This is a genomic window from Humibacter soli, from assembly GCF_054779035.1.
This window is the reverse complement of record NZ_BAAGYX010000003.1, coordinates 1-20,510: the sequence shown is the minus strand read 5'-3', so window position 1 is coordinate 20,510 and position 20,510 is coordinate 1. Positions and strand designations below refer to the sequence as shown.

22 protein-coding genes are annotated in these 20,510 nt (G+C 67.2%); 16 read left to right on the top strand and 6 right to left on the bottom strand.

Annotated elements, in window-relative coordinates; translation table 11 throughout:
• Positions 1-30: 30 nt before the first annotated feature.
• Positions 31-450, bottom strand: a complete 420-nt coding sequence (locus ACYVDN_RS17065; protein WP_460573589.1) for a YciI family protein — start codon at positions 448-450, stop codon at positions 31-33.
• 171 nt (positions 451-621) lie between these two features.
• Between ACYVDN_RS17065 and ACYVDN_RS17060 the strand changes: the two genes are divergently transcribed.
• From ACYVDN_RS17060 to ACYVDN_RS17035, 6 genes are all read left to right on the top strand, one after another.
• Positions 622-1,281, top strand: a complete 660-nt coding sequence (locus tag ACYVDN_RS17060; RefSeq protein ID WP_460573587.1) for a TMEM175 family protein — start codon at positions 622-624, stop codon at positions 1,279-1,281.
• Between the two features lie 175 nt (positions 1,282-1,456).
• Positions 1,457-2,410, top strand: a complete 954-nt coding sequence (locus ACYVDN_RS17055; RefSeq protein ID WP_460573585.1) for a patatin-like phospholipase family protein — start codon at positions 1,457-1,459, stop codon at positions 2,408-2,410.
• A 41-nt stretch (positions 2,411-2,451) separates the two neighbouring features.
• On the top strand, positions 2,452-3,282 hold the full coding sequence (locus tag ACYVDN_RS17050; RefSeq protein WP_460573885.1) for a helix-turn-helix transcriptional regulator: 831 nt from the start codon (positions 2,452-2,454) through the stop codon (positions 3,280-3,282).
• The gene (locus ACYVDN_RS17045; RefSeq protein ID WP_460573583.1) at positions 3,279-4,181 is read left to right on the top strand and encodes a class I SAM-dependent methyltransferase; all 903 of its coding nucleotides are present in this window, start codon (positions 3,279-3,281) and stop codon (positions 4,179-4,181) included. The genes ACYVDN_RS17050 and ACYVDN_RS17045 overlap by 4 nt, the downstream gene beginning before the upstream one ends.
• Positions 4,182-4,303: 122 nt before the next feature.
• Positions 4,304-4,894 (top strand): HdeD family acid-resistance protein, encoded by a 591-nt coding sequence (locus ACYVDN_RS17040; protein ID WP_460573581.1) that lies wholly within the window; start codon positions 4,304-4,306, stop codon positions 4,892-4,894.
• A complete protein-coding gene (locus ACYVDN_RS17035; protein WP_460573579.1) occupies positions 4,891-5,199 on the top strand; it encodes a hypothetical protein in 309 nt (102 codons plus the stop codon). Before ACYVDN_RS17040 ends, ACYVDN_RS17035 begins: the two co-directional genes overlap by 4 nt.
• A gap of 109 nt (positions 5,200-5,308) precedes the next feature.
• Here the strand turns inward: ACYVDN_RS17035 and purB are convergent, their stop codons facing one another.
• Complete coding sequence (purB, locus tag ACYVDN_RS17030; protein ID WP_460573577.1) at positions 5,309-6,697, bottom strand: adenylosuccinate lyase; 1,389 nt, start codon at positions 6,695-6,697, stop codon at positions 5,309-5,311.
• The gene (locus tag ACYVDN_RS17025; RefSeq protein ID WP_460573575.1) at positions 6,694-7,251 is read right to left on the bottom strand and encodes a low molecular weight protein-tyrosine-phosphatase; all 558 of its coding nucleotides are present in this window, start codon (positions 7,249-7,251) and stop codon (positions 6,694-6,696) included. Before ACYVDN_RS17025 ends, purB begins: the two co-directional genes overlap by 4 nt.
• A 183-nt stretch (positions 7,252-7,434) precedes the next feature.
• On the opposite strand from ACYVDN_RS17025, the gene ACYVDN_RS17020 reads away from it, so the two are divergent.
• The gene (locus tag ACYVDN_RS17020; protein ID WP_460573573.1) at positions 7,435-7,689 is read left to right on the top strand and encodes a hypothetical protein; all 255 of its coding nucleotides are present in this window, start codon (positions 7,435-7,437) and stop codon (positions 7,687-7,689) included.
• Positions 7,679-9,085: a hypothetical protein gene (locus ACYVDN_RS17015; RefSeq protein WP_460573572.1), complete on the top strand. Its 1,407-nt coding sequence runs from the start codon at positions 7,679-7,681 to the stop codon at positions 9,083-9,085. Before ACYVDN_RS17020 ends, ACYVDN_RS17015 begins: the two co-directional genes overlap by 11 nt.
• Positions 9,086-9,095: 10 nt before the next feature.
• Here the strand turns inward: ACYVDN_RS17015 and ACYVDN_RS17010 are convergent, their stop codons facing one another.
• The gene (locus ACYVDN_RS17010; protein WP_460573570.1) at positions 9,096-9,488 is read right to left on the bottom strand and encodes a phage holin family protein; all 393 of its coding nucleotides are present in this window, start codon (positions 9,486-9,488) and stop codon (positions 9,096-9,098) included.
• A gap of 90 nt (positions 9,489-9,578) precedes the next feature.
• On the opposite strand from ACYVDN_RS17010, the gene ACYVDN_RS17005 reads away from it, so the two are divergent.
• Positions 9,579-9,887: a hypothetical protein gene (locus ACYVDN_RS17005; RefSeq protein ID WP_460573568.1), complete on the top strand. Its 309-nt coding sequence runs from the start codon at positions 9,579-9,581 to the stop codon at positions 9,885-9,887.
• A gap of 72 nt (positions 9,888-9,959) precedes the next feature.
• Here ACYVDN_RS17005 and ACYVDN_RS17000 read toward each other — a convergent pair whose 3' ends face one another.
• Complete coding sequence (locus ACYVDN_RS17000; RefSeq protein WP_460573566.1) at positions 9,960-10,313, bottom strand: hypothetical protein; 354 nt, start codon at positions 10,311-10,313, stop codon at positions 9,960-9,962.
• A gap of 100 nt (positions 10,314-10,413) precedes the next feature.
• Here ACYVDN_RS17000 and hisC point away from each other — a divergent pair, with 100 nt between their 5' ends.
• The 4 genes from hisC (at position 10,414) to ACYVDN_RS16980 (ending at position 15,257) form a co-directional block, all read left to right on the top strand.
• Entirely contained in the window at positions 10,414-11,520 is a 1,107-nt protein-coding gene (gene hisC, locus ACYVDN_RS16995; RefSeq protein ID WP_460573564.1) for a histidinol-phosphate transaminase, read from the top strand.
• Between the two features lie 5 nt (positions 11,521-11,525).
• Positions 11,526-12,719: a thiamine pyrophosphate-dependent dehydrogenase E1 component subunit alpha gene (gene pdhA, locus ACYVDN_RS16990; protein WP_460573562.1), complete on the top strand. Its 1,194-nt coding sequence runs from the start codon at positions 11,526-11,528 to the stop codon at positions 12,717-12,719.
• A gap of 89 nt (positions 12,720-12,808) precedes the next feature.
• Positions 12,809-13,768, top strand: coding sequence for an alpha-ketoacid dehydrogenase subunit beta (locus ACYVDN_RS16985; protein WP_460573883.1), 960 nt, complete (start codon positions 12,809-12,811; stop codon positions 13,766-13,768).
• Positions 13,769-13,829: 61 nt separating this feature from the next.
• Positions 13,830-15,257, top strand: coding sequence for a dihydrolipoamide acetyltransferase family protein (locus ACYVDN_RS16980; protein ID WP_460573560.1), 1,428 nt, complete (start codon positions 13,830-13,832; stop codon positions 15,255-15,257).
• Positions 15,258-15,592: 335 nt separating this feature from the next.
• Here the strand turns inward: ACYVDN_RS16980 and ACYVDN_RS16975 are convergent, their stop codons facing one another.
• On the bottom strand, positions 15,593-16,942 hold the full coding sequence (locus ACYVDN_RS16975; protein WP_460573558.1) for a TetR/AcrR family transcriptional regulator: 1,350 nt from the start codon (positions 16,940-16,942) through the stop codon (positions 15,593-15,595).
• A 120-nt stretch (positions 16,943-17,062) separates the two neighbouring features.
• Here ACYVDN_RS16975 and ACYVDN_RS16970 point away from each other — a divergent pair, with 120 nt between their 5' ends.
• The 3 genes from ACYVDN_RS16970 (at position 17,063) to ACYVDN_RS16960 (ending at position 20,324) form a co-directional block, all read left to right on the top strand.
• Positions 17,063-18,133, top strand: coding sequence for a Gfo/Idh/MocA family protein (locus ACYVDN_RS16970; protein ID WP_460573556.1), 1,071 nt, complete (start codon positions 17,063-17,065; stop codon positions 18,131-18,133).
• Positions 18,130-18,930 (top strand): hypothetical protein, encoded by an 801-nt coding sequence (locus ACYVDN_RS16965; RefSeq protein ID WP_460573554.1) that lies wholly within the window; start codon positions 18,130-18,132, stop codon positions 18,928-18,930. Before ACYVDN_RS16970 ends, ACYVDN_RS16965 begins: the two co-directional genes overlap by 4 nt.
• A 77-nt stretch (positions 18,931-19,007) precedes the next feature.
• Positions 19,008-20,324 carry an ABC transporter substrate-binding protein gene (locus ACYVDN_RS16960; RefSeq protein WP_460573552.1) on the top strand — a complete coding sequence of 439 codons (1,317 nt, stop codon included), beginning with the start codon at positions 19,008-19,010 and terminating at the stop codon, positions 20,322-20,324.
• Positions 20,325-20,510: the final 186 nt, after the last annotated feature.

Sequence of the window (20,510 nt, the reverse complement as noted above, 5' to 3'; positions counted from 1 at the left end):
CCTCGGTGCTCCGGGGATTGCCGGCACGGCTCACAGCTGGCCGTGCTCCTCACGCCACGCGCGCTCCTTCTGGATCCACTCGTTGTCCTGCGGAAAGTCGTCCACCGTCGTGACCCTGCGGATCTCGATCTTCGTGCCGTCGGTGAACGGCATGCGCTTGGCCCACTCTGCGGCCTCCTGCGCCGACGCTACATCGAGGATGTAGTAGCCGTTGAACAGCTCCTTGGTCTCGCCGTACGGACCATCGGTCACCACGGGGGCCTCGCCGGTGAAGTCGACGACGATCGTGTTCGACGCGTCGTCGAGTCCCTCGGCGGCGAGAAGAACTCCCGCGCGGATGAGCTCGTCGTTGAAACGCCCGACGCCGTCGAGGATCTCTCCAAAGTCGGCGTTCGCGAAGCCCGCCAGCGCTTCGTCGGTGGTGCGCATGATCAGCATGTACTTGCCCATTGTTCTCTCCTCATCTACGGGTCGCTCTTCGACCCTTTCATCACCGAGGTCGAACGGCATAGTGCTCGATCGACACGACTCCGGAATTCTTTTGTGGCGGATGTCCGGGCGGCTGTCCGCCTCGCCGAGCGTCGGCCGCGTCGAGGTCCGACGACGGCGGATACTGGCTGCGTGACGGAGTCCTCGAACGCAGCGCCCCATGCGCGCCATCCGCGCCGCAGACAGGGCAAGGGACGCATGGAGGCGTTCAGCGACGGCGTCTTCGCCGTTGCCATCACGATCCTCGTGCTCGACCTCGCCATTCCGCTCAGCGCGTCGAAGGATCTCGTCGGCGCGATCCTCGGCGAGTGGCCCGGCTACCTGGGCTACCTGGTGAGCTTCGCGACCATCGGCACCATCTGGCTCGGGCACAGCTCCATGACGGACTACCTCGAACGCGTCGATCCCGTCTTCCAGCGCCTCAACCTGCTGCTGCTCCTCTTCGTCTGCCTGCTGCCCTTCGCCACCGGGCTGCTCGCGGAGTTCATCGATCGAGAGGGCGCCGAACGTGTGGCATCCGTCACTTACGGCGTCACGCTGCTGCTCTGCGCGGTACTGCTCTATGTCCTGTGGCGATACGCGGTACGGGCCAAGTTGGTGAACGCAGACCTCGACGACGAGGAGATCACACTGCTCACGTCGCGACTCACGCCCGGACTCGGCGGGTACGTGCTGCTCATACTGTTCGGCCTGTTCTTCCCGAAGATCTCGGTCTTCGGGTACCTGGCGGTGGCGGTGTTCCTGATCCTTCCGTTCCGGCTTCCGCATCGCCGGCGGCGTCTGCAGCAGTAGCCGCCCACCGTGATGGATGCCCGTGCTAACGTCCTACTGATCGTGATCCGTCGACAGGAGGTGAGACCCATGAACGCAGTATCCGTATGGGTGCTCCCCTCGCAGTCCACGATCGCGCGACTGAGGTAGTCGCGACAGGGAGCGCCCGCCAGGCACTTCGCGAAAGGCGACTCCCATGAACACAACACCTTCTACTTCTGACTCTTCTTCGGGCACGTCGAACGAGCGTGCCGAGCCTGGGCGCAGAGCCCTTGTACTCGCAGGCGGCGGCGCGGCAGGCAACGCATGGGAGCTCGGCGTCATCGCCGGCCTGTGCGAGGCCGGTGTCGATCTCACCGAGGCCGATCTCATCGTCGGAACCTCGGCAGGATCGACCGCGGCGGCACAGCTCACCGGTGGCATGCGGCCGGCCGAGTTGTACGCGGCCACCACGGCAGCAGCACCCCGGCCACAGACCGCGGGCGCTGGACCCGATGCGGGGCGGAGCGCAGGACGCGCCGCCGTCGCCTCCAGCGTGAACTACCTGGAATGGTCGAACGCGATCATCGCCTCCGCGAGCGACGCATCCGACATGCGGCGCAGGATGGGCGCGGCCGCGCTGGAAAAGGATGCCTCCGACGGGGCCGCCACGACCCGCTGGCACGACATCGTCGCCTCCCGGCTGACGAACCACGACTGGCCGGAGCAGCCCGTGCTCATCACCGCAGTCGATGCCCGCACCGGGCAACCGGTCACGTTCGACCGCGCCAGCGGGGTCGGTCTTGTGGACGCGGTCGCCGCAAGCACCTCGTCCCTGACCCCGTACCGCATCGGCGAGAACCGATACCTCGACGGCGGCTACCGGCGCAACGAGAACGCCGACCTCGCGACGGGACACGCGCGGGTGATCGTGCTGTCGCCCTTCGGCGGCAGGTCGCGCATGCCGCACGAGTGGGGAATGGATCTCGCCACCCAGGTCGCCGAGCTGCGTGCGGCGGGCAGCGAGGTGGAGACGCTGTTTCCTGACGAGCGTGCCGGCGACGTGTTCAACGCAAGCGCTGTCGATCCGTCGACGCGCGGGCTGGCCGCGCAGGGCGGACACGCTCAAGGCCTCGCGCTCGCCGAAATGCTAGGCGAGTTCTGGCGGTGATGGATGCTAGTACCTCGCGTACTAGCGTTGTCGAGGTGGCGATCGCGGATCGGAGCAGGGCCGAGCTCGGCGGGTTCCTCCGTGCTCGGCGAGAGAGCCTGTCGCGGTCGGATGCCGGGCTGCCGATGCTCGGCAGGGCACGGACATCCGGCCTCCGACGCGAAGAGGTCTCGTACCTGAGCGGTGTGAGCGTGACCTGGTACACGTGGCTCGAGCAGGGGCGCGACATCCATCCGTCGAGGCAGGTTCTCGATGCCCTCGCGCGCACCCTGCGGCTCACGGTCACCGAGCACGCGTACCTGCTTTCGCTCGCCGGCTACTCGCCCACCGTCGCACCGGGCGCGGCGCCGGTCGCCATCGCACCTCCCCAGGTGCAGCGACTCATGGATGCCCTGGCGGGGTCGCCCGCGTACACCGTCACCGCCGACTGGCGCATCGCCGGGTGGAACGCCGCATACGCGGCGCTCTATCCCGGCGTCGCCACGGCGCGTGGCGAGGATCGCAACCTGCTCTGGCTCGTCTTCACCGACCCCTACGTGCGGCAGCTCCTTCCGGACTGGGAGGCGACGAGCAGGCGCTTCGTCGCCGAATTCAGGGCGGATGCCGGTCCTCGCCTGGGAGATCCCGCCTACCTCGACCTCGTCACGCGTCTCGAGCAGGCCAGTCCGGAGTTCCGGTCGGCGTGGGCCGCGCACGACATCGAGGGGTTCGCGTCGCGGGAACGTGTCTTCCGTCATCCGACCGCCGGGCTGCTGACGCTCGAGCACCACCAGCTCGCGCCATCCGACCACCCCGACCTGCACATCGTCATCTACACGCCGGCCCCCGGAACGGATGCTGCCGAGCGACTCGCGCAGCTGCTCGCCTCATGACCGCGCCGTCACCCGAGTTCGACCTCGACGCCGTGGTCGCCCGCCTTCGAGCCGCCGGCTGCGTCTTCGCCGAGGATGAAGCGGCGATCCTGCTCGCGGATGCCGAGACACCGGCCGACCTCGAGGCCCGAGTCGCGCGTCGCGTGGCCGGCGAGCCCCTGGAGTACATCGTCGGATGGGCGGAGTTCTGCGGCCTTCGGGTGAGCGTGACGCCGGGGGTGTTCGTGCCGCGGCAGCGCACGACGCTGATCGTGCGGGAAGCGCTACAGGTCGCACCGTCGACACCGGTCGTGCTCGACCTGTGCTGCGGCGCCGGCGCGATCGGCGCCGCGATCCTCGATGCCCGCCCGGATGCCGCCGTCTACGCGGCCGACATCGACCCGGCGGCGACGGAGTGCGCGCGCCGCACGCTCGCCCGTCTGCTGGTTGAAGAGCACAGCGAAGCGGCGCGTGCACCGTGGGTTGAGGAGCACAGCGAAGCGGCGCGTGCACCGTGGGTTGAGGAGCACCGCGAAGCGGCGCGTCTCGAAACCCGCCCCCAAGTCTTCACCGGCGACCTCTACCAGCCGTTGCCGACATCCCTCACGCGCACGGTCGACGTGCTCGCCGTCAACGCGCCCTATGTGCCGACGGATGAGATCGCGTTCATGCCGTCGGAGGCCCGCGACCACGAAGCGCGTGCCGCCCTGGACGGCGGAACGGATGGCCTAGCACTGCACCGACGCATCGCGGAGGGAGCCGGCGAGTGGCTCGCCCCGGGTGGACACCTGATCATCGAGACGAGTGAGAGGCAGGCATCCGTGACGGCGGGCATCCTCGAATCCGTCGGACTGTCGGTATCGATCGTTCACGACGACGAGGTCGACGGCACGGTCGTGGTCGGTCGGGCCGCAGGCTGAGCCTTCTGGGGCCTTCCGACCCTCCGATCGTTCCCTCATGCGCCGTGGGTAGAATCATCGCGGCCGTGGCATCCGGTCTCCCGACGATGCCAGCCCTCTGACATTCGCACGAAAGAAGCCACGTGAGCACAGCCGCGTCTCCGCGCGTCAGCCCGGACCGCTATTGGATCCTCGCCCTCGTGCGCGCCGTCGTCGCACTCCTTGCCGGCGGGTTCATCACGTTCGACCCCGAGCACTCCGCGCGCGTCGGCCTGATCGTCTTCGGCGCCTACGCGCTGGTCGAAGGCGTCGTCGTCGGCGTCGGCGGTCTGCTGCTCAAGGATGCCGTCACCAAGTGGCTGTTCGTCACGCAAGGCATCCTCGGCGTGGTCGTGGGCATCGCGGCCCTCGTGCTGAACGGCGCGGGACTCGGAGTGCTGCTGTACGGCGTCAGCGTGTGGGCGCTGCTCACCGGATTCGCCGAGCTGTACTGCGGCATCCGCAACCGCGGTCGATCGGAATCGTCCCGTGACTGGATGGTCATCGGCGTGCTCACCGTGGTGCTCGCTCTCGTCTACCTCTTCATCCCGCCCGACGCGCTGCTCGCCGTCGGACTGTTCGGCGCCTACGCGGTGATCGTCGGCGTCTACGTGGGAATCGGAGCCTTCACCCTCAAATTCGGCCTGGCACATGCCCACGCCGACGACGAGAACGCATCGGAGAAACACGCGTGACCGACGACAACAAGGCGCCAGAGGGGCGCAAACCGACCCTGCGCGACAGGATGCGCCCCGTGGAGTTCCTCGGCATCGCCGGAGTGCTCTCCGTGTTCGTCGGGCTCATCGTGCTGATGTCGACCCGCGAGCCGATCCTCGCCTTGATCTTCTTCGGCGTCGCGTTCATCGTGACGCTCGTCGTGCTGGCGATCTTCGCACTCGGATTCAAGCCGGATGACGAGGAACGACGCGATCTCGCGGAGCAGAACCACGAGCGCCCGGAGCTCCCCGGCGGCGACGCTCCGCGAAATCCCCACGACTGAGTTGTTGTGCACGCCGGCCCCCGCCCGGCGTGCCGCGGTCGGGCGAGTGCGCGGTCGCGTTTGATTCGCCGGCAGAGCCGCCGAATCGTGTAGCGTGTCGCCTTCGCGCTTATTGCTGCGGCAGGCGGTCGACCAGGGATGAGGCGAGGCCGACGTAGCCGGCCGGGGTGAGGGCGAGAAGGCGTGCCTTCGCGTCCGCGCCGATGTCCAGCGTCTCGACGAACGCCGCGAGGCCCTCGCGGTCGACGCGCTTGCCGCGGGTCAGCTCCTTCAGCATCGCGTAGGGGTCGCTGATGGATGACCGTCCCGCAACGACCTCCGCACGGATGACCGTCTGGATGGCCTCCCCGAGCACCTCCCAGTTCGCGTCGAGGTCGGCGGCGAGGGCATCCTCATCGATCGCGATCTCGTCGAGCCCGCGCCGGATGTTGTCGAGTGCGAGCAGCGAGTGCCCGAGGCCGACACCGATATTGCGTTGGGTCGTCGAGTCTGTGAGGTCGCGCTGCAGCCTGCTCGTCACCAGCGTCGAGGCGAGCGAATCGAGCACGGCGCTGGAGAGCTCGAGGTTCGCTTCGGCGTTCTCGAAGCGGATCGGGTTGATCTTGTGCGGCATCGTGGACGATCCCGTTGCGCCGGCCTGCGGGATCTGCCGGAAATACCCGAGCGAGATGTACGTCCAGATGTCGGTCGCGAGGTTGTGCAGAATGCGGTTCGCGTGCGAGATGCGGCCGTACAGCTCCGCCTGCCAGTCGTGCGACTCGATCTGCGTCGTCAGGGGGTTCCACGTGAGGCCGAGCGTGGTGACGAACTCCTCGGAGATGGCCGGCCACCCGGCATCCGGGTCCGCAGCCAGATGCGCCGAGAACGTGCCCGTCGCGCCGCTGAACTTGCCGAGGTATTCGCTCGCGGCGACCTGCGACGCCACGCGCTCAACCCGATAGACGAAGACCGCGAGCTCCTTGCCCATGGTCGTCGGCGTCGCGGGCTGGCCGTGCGTGTGGGCGAGCATCGGCACGTCCCGCAGCGCGATCGCGAGGTCGCGCAGCGCGTCGACGACCGTGCGGAGCTTCGGAATCCACACCTCTTCGACGGCCGACTTCACGGTCAGCGCGTACGACAGGTTGTTGATGTCCTCGCTGGTGCACGCGAAGTGCGTCAGCTCTGCGATGGAGGTGAGGCCGAGGTCATCCAGCTTCTCCCTCACCAGGTACTCGACGGCCTTCACGTCGTGACGAGTCGTCGCCTCGAGCGTGGCGAGACGGTCGATCTCGGGCTGACCGAAGTCGGTGACGAGCGCGCGCAGAGCGGACGCCTGTTCCGGCGTGAGCGGCTTGCTCCCGAACATCCGATGCGACGTCAGATAGAGCAGCCACTCCACCTCCACCTGCACGCGGGCGCGATTGAGCCCCGCCTCGGAGAGGAAGTCGCCGAGCTCCGAGACGGCGGCCTTGTAGCGGCCGTCGAGTGGGCTGATCGGCTGGGGAGGAAGGGAGGTCATGAGTGTCCTTGTCCTTGTGGTGGCACGCGGAGTGCTGGTGCCAGCTGCGAGAGCAGAGCGCGATCCGCACGCTCGATCATGCCGAGCACGGCCGCGAACATCGTGTGGTCCGAGTAGTAGGGGTCGGGCACATCCAGTGAATCGGATCGCGGCGACTCGAAGCTGCGCAGAAGCTGCACCTTGCTGCGATCGATGTCATCGGTGGCCCACGCCCTCAGGATGCGCTCGTGGCTGCGATCCAGCGCGACCACAAGGTCGAGCTGGTCGAACCATGCGGCGTCGAACTGCTTCGCGCGGTGCGTCGAGCAGTTGTATCCGTGTGCGTGCATGACCTCGACAGCTCGCGGGTCCGCCTGTTCGCCGACGTGCCAGTCGCCGGTTCCCGCCGAGGACACGCGCACGCGATCGCCCAGGCCGGCATCCTCCGCCAGCTGACGGAACACCACCTCGGCCATGGGCGAGCGGCAGATGTTTCCGCTGCAGACGAAGCAGATTCGAAAACGCGGCTGACGCGCCGGATCCTGCGCCTCCAGCGAGTCGGGCGCGAAGGTCATGACTCCATTCTGACAGCGCTGCGTTGCGCCTCTTCCTCCCCAGCCGGTGCATCCGGTGAATTGTGCCCGCCTTGCCGCTTTGGATGCCCGTGCCGAGCGTGCTCCAGCGAGGCTGGGCTCCTCGAAGGAGGTGATCGTCTGTACCAGACGACGTTGCAGGCGGCGCGGGAGGCCGTCCGATATGTGAGGAGCGAGCTGGCGACTGCGACCGCTCAGGTTCCGGACGCCTCCCAGCTGGGCTGGCGGTCCGCCGCTGAAGGGATGTTCGAGTCGAGGCTCGATGAACCGAGCGGTCTGCTGAGGGAGGCCATCACGGCGCTGCAGCTCGCGGACGACGACCTGAGCGAGCAGCTCGTGCGGCTGGAGAGCCAGTCGGACGCCCGTGCCGACGCCCTAGGTGCGATGGGTGGGGAAGGGGTGAGGCTCGGTGTCCGATGACATCGTCATCTCGGGTGGCGGAAGCACGCAAGTCGCCCCCGATCTGCTGCTGGGCGCCGAGCGGGGACTTGTGGGGTTGGCCGCCGTTCTCAGTGAGCTCATTGGGGAGCTCGCGCCGGCACAGGGCCTCATGGAGGTGCCGGACACCGCGCGGCTCGTGGGGGCGGCCGTCTCGCGCATCGACGCGGCCTACGCTCAGTCCCAGCGGCTGTCGGGCGGGCTGCGCGACGCCGCCGAGCGGTACGGAAGCGCCGAGCGGGCCTCGAACTCGTTCCTCACCAGGCTCAGCGAGGTGGCGGGATGGGCTCTGGGCGGCCTCGCTCCGATCGCACTTCTCGTCGGGCTCTCGGCGCTCCCTGGCATCCTGAGCGCCGCAGTCACCATGCTCGGCGTCAGCACGATCGCGACCGGGTCGCCTCAGGCGTTCTTGCGCGACGTCGGCGGACTGATGAAAGGCAGGTCGGGCATCCTTCGGGACCCTCGCATGGTGGCTCTGATCAGGCTGGCGGTCTCGGCCGCGGACAACGCCCTGCTCGGTGCGGCGGGCGTGCCGCTTCCCGTGGCTCGACTCCTCGACGATCGGCTCACGGGCCTGTTCGGGCTTCACGGCGCGGCGACCACGGTCGTGGCGGGAGCCTCCGTGCTCGGCTCCTTCAGGGAATCACCGGTGCACGTCGAGCGATCGGATGCACTGCGAACCGCCCCGCCTGCCAGTTACGAGGACCTCGCAAGGCGCATCCCGCCGACGCGTGTTGACGCACCACAGGTGCGTGTCGAGCGGTACCTCGCTGCTGACGACTCAGGCGGAGGCAAGCCGGTCTTCCTGGTCTACGTGGGCGGCACCGTCGACACGAGCACGATCGCGGATGACGAACCGTTCGACCTCACGAGCGACCTGACCGGCATCGCGGGACTCGGCTCGGGCTCGCTCACGGCCACCGAGTCGGCGATGGAGCAGGCGGGTGTGCAGCGCGGCGACACGGTGATCCCCGTCGGGTATTCGCAGGGCGGCATCGTGGCGACGAGCATCGCCACCTCCGGCCGGTACGACGTGCCGACACTCGTCACGTTCGGTTCGCCGACGGGTGGCGTCGACGTACCATCGTCGACCGCCGACGTCGCCGTAGAGCACACGGACGACCTCGTGCCTGCGCTCGGCGGGGAGCCCAGAGAGTTCGGCAACGGAGGAGGCGACCGCGTCGTCGTCACGAGGCAGACGTACGACGGGGAGATCCCGGCGGGATCATCGCCCTCGGATGCTCATCGCCTGAGCGAGTACGCCACCACCGCCCGACGCATGGATGCCTCGACCGACCCCCGCCTCGCGTCGGCGCTCGCCGCCTTACCCATCGGTGCCGACGGCGACGTCGGCCTCTACCGGGGCATCCGTGACTGAGCGGGCGTTCTCAGCGCCGGGTAATGGGCCGGAAGATCAGGCCGAGGAGCCAGCCGATGATCGCGAGGATCAGAGCGGCCCAGACGCCGTCCCAGAAGCCATCGATGTGCAGGCCGAAGCCCATCAGGTCGCTGATCCACACGACGAGGAAGAGCAGCAGAGCGTTCACGATCAGCGAGATCAGCCCGAGCGTCAGCACGTAGAGCGGGAATGCGACGATGCGGACCACGGTGCCGACGATGCCGTTGACCAGGCCGAAGATCAGTGCGATCAGCAGATAGGTGAGGATGAGCGGCCACTCGCCGCCGTTCGGGTCGTACGACGTCACGGTCACGCCGCTGACGATCAGCGTGGTCAGCCAGAGGGCGAACGCGTTGATGATCAGCTTCAGCAGGAACCGCATTGCCACATTCTGACAGCCGGAATGCCCCCTGCATAGAGTCCGTCGCGACCTGGAGCAGCCGTGTCTCGGAGTAGGAGACTTCGCCGTCAAGTGTTGCGTGATGTGGATCCGTCGCAGCGGCTCGACATCGGCGCTCTGCGCGAAGCGATGGTGCGGGTGCTTGAGTTCCGCGCGGCGCGACGGTTGGTCGAGGTTGGCATGTGTGTCGAATTCCTGCCGATCGTCAACGCGCCCGGCGTGAAGAATCTCGCCGCCAGATCGACGGGCGGGCTCGCCGCCGCCCCCTTCTCCCCCGTCTCCCTCCCGTCGCCCCCCGTCCCTCTCCCCGGGGCCCCGCCCCCCAGAAACGTTTCGAAGTCAAATAACGCGAACGATCCCTCGGGCGTTCGCGTTATTTGACTTTCAAACGGGATCTCGGGGACGGAGGGTGCGGAGGGAGATCTGTGGGAGAGGCATTCGACCTTCGTTTCGCTATCGATGCGACCTCGACGCCCCCGCCGCGAACCAGAGAACTGTGGTGGTGCCGAGCACGAGCAGGGTGTATGCCGCGAGCGACTGCGCGAGATCACCGGACACGAGGGTCTCGGAATGGGTGTCATCCGCCCACGTGCATCGGCGACCGATCGGCCACCACGAGAACGTCTGCACGACGCTCTCCGAATCTTCTGAGGGCGCGATCGTCGTCGGATTGGGCCCTTCCGCGGAGCAGGATGCCTTCGCCGCATTCCCGAGCTGACCCACGACGTAGAGCCCGCCGAACGCGACGAAGAGTAGGGCGACCCCGATGACGACCAAGCGACCGGCCCGCGATCGCGACGAAGACATCTCCCCATGGTCGGCCGACAGCCGGTGCGACCACATGTGTCGAAGGTTCCGGGCCCCCTCGTCCAGCCCTCGCGGCTGAGTGAACGCGTAAGTTAGCGGTGTGGATCTGCAGAACGTCGACAAGGTGCGTCTGCGCCCGGAGATCGCCGCCCTGAACGCCTACGCGCAGGGTCGGGTTCCGGGTGACAGCGGCTTCAAGCTGTCGAGCAACGAGAACCCCTTCAGCCCGCTTCCCGGGGTGCTGGATGCCGTCGCGGCGTCCGACGCGCTGAATCGGTATCCGGATGGCGCCGCCCTCGCCCTCCGCGATCGCCTCGCCGAACGGTTCGGAGTCGGCACGGCGGAGGTCCACCTCGGCGCCGGATCCGTCGCCCTGATCTCCCAGTTCATCAACGCCGCGGCCGGGCCCGGAGACGAGGTGCTGTACGCCTGGCGGTCGTTCGAGGCGTATCCCGGTCTCGTCGTCGTGTCTGGGGCATCCAGCGTGACCGTGCCGTTGCTGCCCGATGCTCGCCACGACCTCGACGCGATGGCCGCCGCGATCACCGACCGTACCCGCGTCGTGATCGTCTGCACGCCGAACAACCCGACAGGGCCGATCGTGACCGCGGCGGAGTTCGAGCAGTTCATGGGATCGGTTCCCGCAGACCGCCTGGTGCTGCTCGACGAGGCATACGGCGAGTTCGTCACCGACCCCGCCCGGGTCGACGGATGCACGCTCGTCGGCCGTTACCCCAACCTCGTCGTGCTCCGTACGTTCTCGAAGGCGTACGGCCTCGCCGGCCTCCGCATCGGCTATGCGATCGGCCCCGAGCGCCTCCTGAATGCGGCCAGGGCGGCGGCCATCCCGATGAGCGTGACCGACACCGCGCAGGCCGCTGCGCTGGCGTCGCTCGATCGCGAGGACGAGCTGCTGACCCGAGTGGCAGAGATCGTCGCCCGCCGCGAGGCACTCCGCGACGAGCTGATCGACCAGGGCTGGGACGTTCCGGAGTCGCAGGCCAACTTCCTCTGGCTGCCCACGGGAGAGGCCACCGCCGAGGCAGCAGACGCGTTCTTCGACGCCGGTCTGGCCGTGCGCGCGTTCCATCCGGACGGCATCCGAATCAGCGTCGGAGAGGCCGAATCTGTCGAGTCGGTTCTAAAGATCACGAAAGAGCTTGTCGGCACCCTACGGAAGAGCGCCCAAACCGAGCAGCTAGGTTAGTGGGGATGTCTGCCACGAACGACCGCACCACCTCGTCGCCTGGACTCTCAGCGGCGACGGTGCAAGTGCTCACCGAAGAAGGACGCTTCGAGCCGACGAATGCCGCGGAAGAGTACCTGCCGTACCTCGAGTCGCTGACCGACGACGACTTCCTCCGCTTCTACCGCGACATGCTCGTGGTACGCCGGTTCGACACCGAGGCGACCAACCTGCAGCGCCAGGGCCAACTCGCCCTGTGGCCGCCGAGCAGCGGTCAGGAGGCCGCGCAGGTCGGATCCGCCCGTGCCGCCAAGCCGCAAGACACGATCTTCCCGTCGTACCGAGAGCACGCCGTCGCGATGATCCGCGGTGTCGACCCCGTCGACATCGTGCGCGTCATGCGAGGAGTGACCAACAGCGGATGGGACCCGACCGATCCGAAGAACGGCAACGTTCGCGTCTACACCCTGGTGCTCGGCACGCAGGCGCTTCACGCGACGGGCTACGCCATGGGCGTGCGGTTCGACGGCAAGATCGGCACGGATGACCCGCAGTCCGACGAGGCCGTGATCGTCTACTTCGGCGACGGCGCAAGCTCGGAGGGCGACGTCAGCGAAGCCTTCGTCTTCGCGAGCAGCTACCAGACCCCGCAAGTGTTCTTCCTGCAGAACAACCAGTGGGCCATCTCGGTCCCCGTCAAGACACAGTCCCGCACTCCACTTTACCTGCGGTCGAGCGGGTTCGGCATCCCCGGTGTCCAGATCGACGGCAACGACGTTCTGGCGAGCTTCGCCGTCACAGCGAAGCAGCTCGACGAGGCCCGCGGAGGCCATGGTCCGAGCCTCATCGAGGCGGTGACCTACCGCATGGGCGCTCACACCACGAGCGATGACCCCTCGCGCTATCGCACATCCGACGAAGACGAGCACTGGCGCGGCCGCGACCCGCTCGCCCGCATGCGCACGTTCCTTGTCGACCGGGGCGTGGGCGGCGAGTGGTTCGACGCCGTTGACGAAGAAGCCGCGGACTATGCGGCCGATGTGCGCCGCCGCACGCTCGAGCTCGTCTCGCCGGCCACCGAAGTGATCTTCGACCACGTGTACTCGGAGCCGCACGCCGGAATGGCCGAGCAGCGCGCCTGGCTCGAGCGCTACGAGCGCTCGTTCGAAGCGGATATCTCCGTCGGCGGGCAGACTCCGAACCAGGGAGGAGCGGCATGACCGACGTGACGACCGCGCAGGCCGTGGCACCGACATCCGACGCCACGGCGCAGCGCACGCCGTTCCGCACGGGCACCGAGAGCCTCCCGATGGCGAAGGCACTGAACGCCGGGCTGCGTCAAGCGCTCGCCGACGATGACCACGTGCTCCTCATGGGCGAGGACATCGGACCGCTCGGCGGCGTGTTCCGCATCACGGAGGGGCTGCAGGCCGAGTTCGGCGAGAACCGCGTGATGGACACACCGCTCGCGGAGTCCGGCATCGTGGGTTCGGCGATCGGGCTCGCGATGCGCGGCTACCGACCCGTCTGCGAGATCCAGTTCGACGGGTTCGTCTTCCCCGCGTTCGACCAGATCACGACTCAGCTGGCGAAGATCACCGCCAGACATGAGGGCGTGTTGCGCATGCCCGTGGTCATCCGCATTCCCTACGGCGGCCACATCGGCGCGGTCGAACACCACCAGGAGAGCCCGGAGGCGTACTTCGCGCACACCCCCGGCCTGCGCGTGGTGAGCCCTTCGACGCCGAACGATGCGTACTGGATGATCCAGGAGGCCATCGGCTCGGACGATCCCGTCGTGTTCCTGGAGCCGAAGAGCCGCTACTGGCCCAAGGGCGAGGTGGACTTCGACGCGAGCGCGGTGCCGCTGCACGCCAGCCGTGTCGTGCGCACAGGGACCGACGTGACCGTCGTCGGCCACGGCGCCATGGTGAGCGTGCTGCTCCGTGCAGCCGAGATCGCTCAGGACGAAGGCACCAGCGTCGAGGTCGTCGATCTGCGGTCGCTCTCGCCGATCGACTTCGGTCCGCTGCTCGCCTCCGTGCGCAAGACCGGCCGGCTCGTCGTCGCGCAGGAGGCGCAGGGCTTCGCCAGCCTCGGCAGCGAGGTCGCAGCGACCGTTGCAGAGAAGGCTTTCTACTCGCTCCAGGCCCCCGTGCTGCGGGTCTCCGGGTTCGACACGCCGTTCCCGCCCGCCAAGCTCGAAGACCTCTACCTTCCAGACGCCGACCGGGTGCTCGAGGCCGTGGACCGCGCGCTGGCGTACTGACGGACATCCACAGTCCCGATCAACAACTCGTCACCTTTTCCGTAAGCCCGCAAGGAGTGTCATGAGTGAGTCCGAGTTCCTGCTGCCGGATGTCGGCGAGGGCTTGACGGAGGCCGAGATCGTCTCGTGGAAGGTCGCGCCGGGCGACACGGTGCACCTCAACGATGTGCTGTGCGAGATCGAGACAGCGAAATCGCTGGTCGAGCTGCCGTCTCCGTTCGAGGGAGTCGTCGATCGGATCCTGGTGAACGAGGGCGACACCGTCGAGGTGGGCAGCCCGATCATCGTCGTCGGCGCGAGCGCCTCCGGAGGGGTGGCCACGGGCGGCGAGGGCTTCGACAACGTCATCGAGGTCGACGAGTCCCCCGTGCACGGCGGCGCGACGGATGACAGCAGCAGCGCCGGCTCCCCTGAGGGCCAGGCACGGGATGACGCTGCCGAGCAGTTTGCAGACGCCGAGGCATCCGCTCTGGTCGAGCGCGAGGGTGACGAGCCCAAGCCGGGCGCCGTGCTCGTCGGCTACGGCTCGGCGGGCCACGGTGCAAGCCGCAGGCAGGGCCGCAACCGTGCGGCTCAGGCGGGCAGGCACGTGCCCTCCGGTGTCGATCTGCTGCCTGCCGCGAAGGCAGTGCCGGTGATCGCGAAACCGCCCATCCGCAAGCTCGCCAAAGACCTCGGAGTCGATCTCGACCAGGTGACGGGCACCGGTCTGGCGGGCGAGATCACCCGCGACGACGTCGTGCGACAGGCCAGCCAGGCGAGCGTGTTCCGCAACATCGAGACGCCTGCATGGGCGGATGAACGCGAAGAGCGTATCCCCGTCAAGGGCGTGCGCAAGGCGATCGCCACCGCGATGAGCACCAGTGCGTTCACCGCGCCGCACGTCGGCCTGTTCGTCGACGTCGACGCCACACGCACGATGGAGTACGTCAAGCGACTCAAGACGTCGACGGACTTCGCGGGCGTCAAGGTCTCCCCGCTGCTCATCATGGCGAAGGCGATCACCTGGGCCGTGCGCCGCAACCCCACGGTGAACTCGACCTGGACGGACGAAGAGATCATCGTGCGCCACTACGTGAACCTCGGCGTCGCCGCGGCCACACCGCGCGGGCTCATCGTGCCCAACGTGAAAGAGGCGCAGTCGATGAGCATGCTCGAGCTTGCAACCGCCCTCGAACAGCTCACGATCACGGCGCGCGACGGAAAGACCCAGCCGGCCGACATGGCGGGCGGCACCATCACGGTCACCAACATCGGTGTGTTCGGCATGGACACCGGAACGCCCATCCTCAACCCGGGCGAAGTCGCCATCGTCGCCCTCGGCACGATCAAGCAGAAGCCCTGGGTGGTCGACGGCGAAGTGCGACCGCGATTCGTCACGACGCTCGGGGCATCCTTCGACCACCGCGTCGTCGACGGGGATGTCGCCAGTCGCTTCCTCGCCGACGTCGCAGCCATCATCGAGGAGCCCGCGCTGCTGCTTGATTAGCGCCGCGGCGCGCTTGCACGCCGGTCCCCGCCCGGCGTGCCGCGGTTGGCAGAGCGCGTGGTTGCGATCGATTCGGCGTACACGCCGCCGAATCGGCGAGCGTGTCGCGAACCCGACACGGCCGGCTCGCCCCGCGGCATGACCACTACCGCGGGTTGAGGAGCGCGCTGCACTTACCGCGGGTTGAGCCGCAGGCTGCGCTCACCGCGGGTTGAGGAGCACGCCGACGGCGCGCGTCTCGAAACCCTGGGTTCACCAGTCGCCGGCTTCCTTAGCCGGCCGTTTCGACGTCAAAAGATGTCGACGCCGGCGCTCCAATTCGCGTTTTGTGACTTTCAAACGGGATTCGCGGGTGGGCCAGCTGTCGGCCCGCCTGCATCGGTGCGAAGTCGCGCGATGACCGCCTCGTAGTGAGCGTCGAAGAGGCCCACCAAGTCGAGTTCGGGATCGGCGATCCATTGGAGTTCCAGTCCGTCCATGACGGCGTAGATGCAACGGGCCTCGAACTCGCGCTCAGCCGGGGACAGGTCCCTGATGTGACCTTCATCGGCTGCCGTCGACAACTGCTCGTCCGCACGGGCCATCAGTGTGTCGTACCGGCTCGAGACCCAACACCTCGCGGGATGCGCTGGATCGCTCGCTTCGGTGCAGATGGTCAGGAACAGTTCGATGAATCCAGGGCTTTCCACGTGTCGTGCCATAGCGATGGGGAGCGACTCCCATGCCTCGACTGCGGAGCCGCGCCCCGACGACGGGATGGCCTCGTTGGCGTCATCCCATCGATCGAGCACGGCCAGAAGCAAGCCTTCCTTGCTGCCGAAGTGACGGAGGATGGCCGCACTCGTGACGCCGACGTTCTCGGCGATCTCCCGCAACGACGCGCCGACGTAGCCATGCTTGGCGAATGCTGTCGTCGCCTCGTCCAGAATCTGCCGCCGGCGCTCGATGCCCGCCCGGTAGGGCCCTCGTTTCGGCTCTGCATCGACATCGGAGGGAACCGTGGCCACGGGCAGCGGACGCGAGGCGGCCGGCGGAGGCTGGATGGCGATGTCGACGCCCCAGCTGCGCAGAACGACAGTGAGCGCGGCGGAGAAGAGTCCGACCAGGTCGAGGTCGGGCCGCACGATCCACTGCAGCTCGAGACCGTCCATCAGCGCGAAGAGTCGTCGTGCTTCCGCTTCACGCCGACGTCTGGGCATCGGGTCGGCCTCACCGCGCTCGGCGGCCAGTCGCAAGTGCTCGCTCGCCTGGGCGACGATCAGCTCATAGCGTTGGCGCGCCCAGTCGTGGGCCGGATGCTCCGAGGTGCTCGCCTCCGCGCAGATGGTCAGAAACAGCTCGATCAGGCCGGGATGGCCCACGTGATACCGCATCAACGGGACCAACCCGAGGAAGAACCCGAGCCCATCACCGACTCCCGCGTCGTCGACCGCCACGCGCGTGGATTCCTGCCACTGATCGAGCACGGCGATGAGCAGCTGTTCTTTGTCATTGAAGTGACGATTCAGAGCCCCAGGCGTCACGCCCACCTCGCGGGCGATCTCGCGCAACGACGCACCGGCGTAGCCGCGACGGGCGAACAACGTGCTCGAGGCCTCGAGTATCTGCTGCCGTGTCTGCACGCCGTTGCGATACGGGCCCCTCGGTGTGGGAGCCCGTTTCGGCGTACGTGTTGCTGAAGTCATCGACCCGATCTTGGCACGCGAAGCACCCGAGCACTTGCGCAACTGTCTCCACGTGTTTACTATTGGCCAATTGTAAACCGATGAAGACAATTCATCGACACTCGACGGTGAGGAGCTTGCGTGGCAGACCGAAACAGGATCGGAGTGGGCATCCTCGGCGCAGGCCCGGTCACCCAGGCCATCCATCTCCCTACGCTCGTCCGCCTCAACGACACCTTCCGCGTTGTTCGGATCATGGATGTCGACGCCTCGGTCGCCGAGGCCGTCGCCGCACGGGTCCACGCCGACTGGACGACCAGTCAGGCCGAGCTTCTCGACGACCCGGCGGTCGAGGTGGTCGCGATCTGTTCGCCCCACCCTTTCCACGCCGACCAGGTCATCGCTGCGTGTCGCGCAGGCAAGAAGGCTGTGCTGTGCGAGAAGCCGTTCGCCGTCTCCGCCGAGGAGGCAGCTCGCATCGCGGAGGTCTCCGAGCAAACGGGGGTACCCGTCGTGGTCGGCGCCATGCACGCGTACGACGCGGGATGGATCGCCGCGATGAAGAACAGCGGGGACCTCGCGCCTCACACGGTGCGCTCATCGATCGTGCTGCCGCCGAACTCTCGCTTCGAGGACTTCGCCACCGAGGTGGTCACCCGACCAGCGCCGTTCACTCTCGACCTTGACGATCCTGATGCTGTCGCGGGCGTCATCTCCGGTGGCATCCTCGGGCTGGCCATCCACGATCTACCTCTGATCAGGCAGCTGGTCGGGAGGGTGGGATCTGCGCTACCGGCCGACGTGACCGTGCTCAGGTCCGAGACGGTGTACCCATTCGGATACCTCGTCGTCCTCGAGGTCGGAGGAGTGCTTGTCGAGCTCCACGCGGCGATGAGCGAGAACTGGGCACCGAGTTGGCATCTCACCGCGTTCGACGATGTCTCGGCACTCGACGTCGAGTTCACCCCGTCGTATGTGCAGGCGGGGTCCTCAACCGCGACCTTCGCTCGGGAGGGGCGCACGACGATCTCCACACCGACCGATGACAACGGTTATGAGCGGGAGTGGATCGAGATCGGTCGAGTCGCGCGCGGTGCTACGCCGGTCATCCCAGCGAGCGTTCTGATCGACGACCTCGCGTTCGCCCTTGATGTCGCCGACAAGGCGTCGAGCGTGGCTCGCGCCGCGGTGGCCGAAAGGACGGCAGCATGAACGGCCCACTTACCGTCGGTCTGGCAGAACTCACGGATGGCGCGCATCGCACCGATGTGACGCTCGCGTCGCTGCCCATCTCCTTCGAGAGTGTCGACCTCGCTGACACGGTCGATGTCGTCATCGTCGATGGCAACGACGGGTGGGCTGTGCGGGTGGAGGACGCCTTCGCGCGAGGTGCGCGTGTCGTCGTCCTCATCGAACCGACATCCGGCGAATCGATCGGTCATAATCCCGGACCGGTCATCGTCGATCGCGTCTACGCGGGCAACCCGGCGGTTGCCGGCCTGCCGGGCGTGCTCGCCGATCTCTCCCCATCGGCACTTCTCGAGATCCGAGCGACAGTGAAGGTCGGTGCGCATCTCGGTGCGAGCCTGCACGGGTTACTCGCCCTTGCGCGGACCTCGACGAACGCCGAGCTCATCGACGCGCAGGTCGTCGCGCGCAGCCGAGGAGGGCTTGTCGTCAGGGGCCGCCAAGCGAACGGCCGACCGGTGCTTCTCACCGTCACGGTCACCGATGCCGTGCCAGAGGGGGTCTCGTTGCGGGTGATCGACGCTCACGCGGCCGTGGAGGCCGAAATCCCCTCCGCTAGTACGGCGAGACCCGCCATCGTGACCGTCGCCGACGAATTCGGCAGGCGTCAACTGCCGACGCTGTACGAGACCTCGCATCGCGCGGCGTTGCGCCGGGCACGAGACGTCATCCACCGCATCGGGAACGGCGACGACCTGAGCGCCGTCTGCGCGGACGCCACCCTGGCAGACCGGCTCATCAACAGCACCACCGACGCATAACCGAACAGAGCAGCAAGACCACAGCATTCCCAATCCGGCGCTCCCCAACGGTCGCCGCACATCAAGGAGTAACTGCAATGACGCATGACACCTTCTCCGGAGCATCCTTCTCCCGGCGAGGCTTTCTCGGCCTCGCCGGGGGAGCCGCAGCGGTAGCGGCGCTGGCCGCCTGCTCATCCGGCGGGAGCGGTGGTTCTGGTTCCGGGGGCCATGTCACGTTCTGGGACATGCCGTGGGGCACGGCGGCCTACAACGTGGCAGCGAAGAACCTCACCGAGGCGTACAAGCCGACCGGCAAGAACCTTCCCATGCACTACCAGACGATCCAGTGGAACGGGTTCACGCAGACCTTCTCCTCGGCGATCGCCTCGAACACGGGCCCGGCCGTCTCCACAGGCGGAGGCTTCCAAGCCTTCCAGTTCGCAGCGCAGGGTGCGATCGCCTACGCCGATGACCTGCTCGAGACCTTCAAGAAGAACGGAACGTACGACGACTTCCTGCCCGGCGTGATCGAGCCGTTCAAGACGAAGGACGGATACGCCGCTGTGCCCACCCAACTCGATATGCGTGCGTGGTGGTACCGCAAGTCGCTCTTCGACGAAGTCGGCGTGTCTCTGCCGACGACCTGGGACGACTACCTGACCGCGAGCAAGGCCTTGGCCGCGAAGGGCTACTACTCGTTCGGCACGGGTGCCGGCAACGGGAACAACCTCGGCGCGCACGCCATGGTCTCGATGATGATCAACAATGGCGGCGGCCTCTTCAACGCCGACGGCGAACTCGACTGCGTCACTCCACGGAACATCGAGGCCATGGATGTCGTGAAGGAGCTCGTTGCCATGAAAGCCGTCGATCCCGGCGCAGTGTCGTACACCACGGATAACCTGAACGCCCAGTGGAAGGCGAAGAAGGTCGCGATGGGCATCTACGCTGCGGAACTCGACCTCACGGTCGGCGACACCAGCGGAGACCTTCTGGTCGCCGATCCCATGACCGCATTGCACGGTGACAAGGGCACGCTGGAATTCCTGAACAACATCATGATGTACAAGCACACCCCGTCGCAGGCATCCTCGGAAGCGTTCCTCACCTACTGGTTCAAGAACTACAGCATTCTCTGGAAGAAGAAAGTGCTGCCGTCCCTCCCGGTTCTGAAATCCATCGCCGCACTGCCTGAGTTCAAGCAGAACGCGCAGAACGTGAAGATCATCGAGCAATGGCAGCCGATCGCGAAGACCTACGCGTCGCGAGGCACTGAGCTGACCCCCTTGCTCGCGTCCGTTGACGGTGGCCAGCCGCTCAACACCTTCACACAGACGATGCTGACCGGTCAGTCGGAGTCGAAGGCCGCGTTGGCGACGCTCGAGTCGGCCATCAAGGCGCTGCAGAAGTAGCCATCAGGGCACGGGGTAGGCGTAGTCATCGGCCACGCCAACCCCGTGACCCGTTCGAGGTCGAGGGAGTTGTGGAATGTCCACGGAGTCCGTGTCTGGTTTGAAGCGGGCGCGTCAGGGTGTGGGTGTCGCGGGGTCGGGTCGTTCGCCTGGTAGGGGCAAGCGTCGTCGTGCGATGTCGTATAC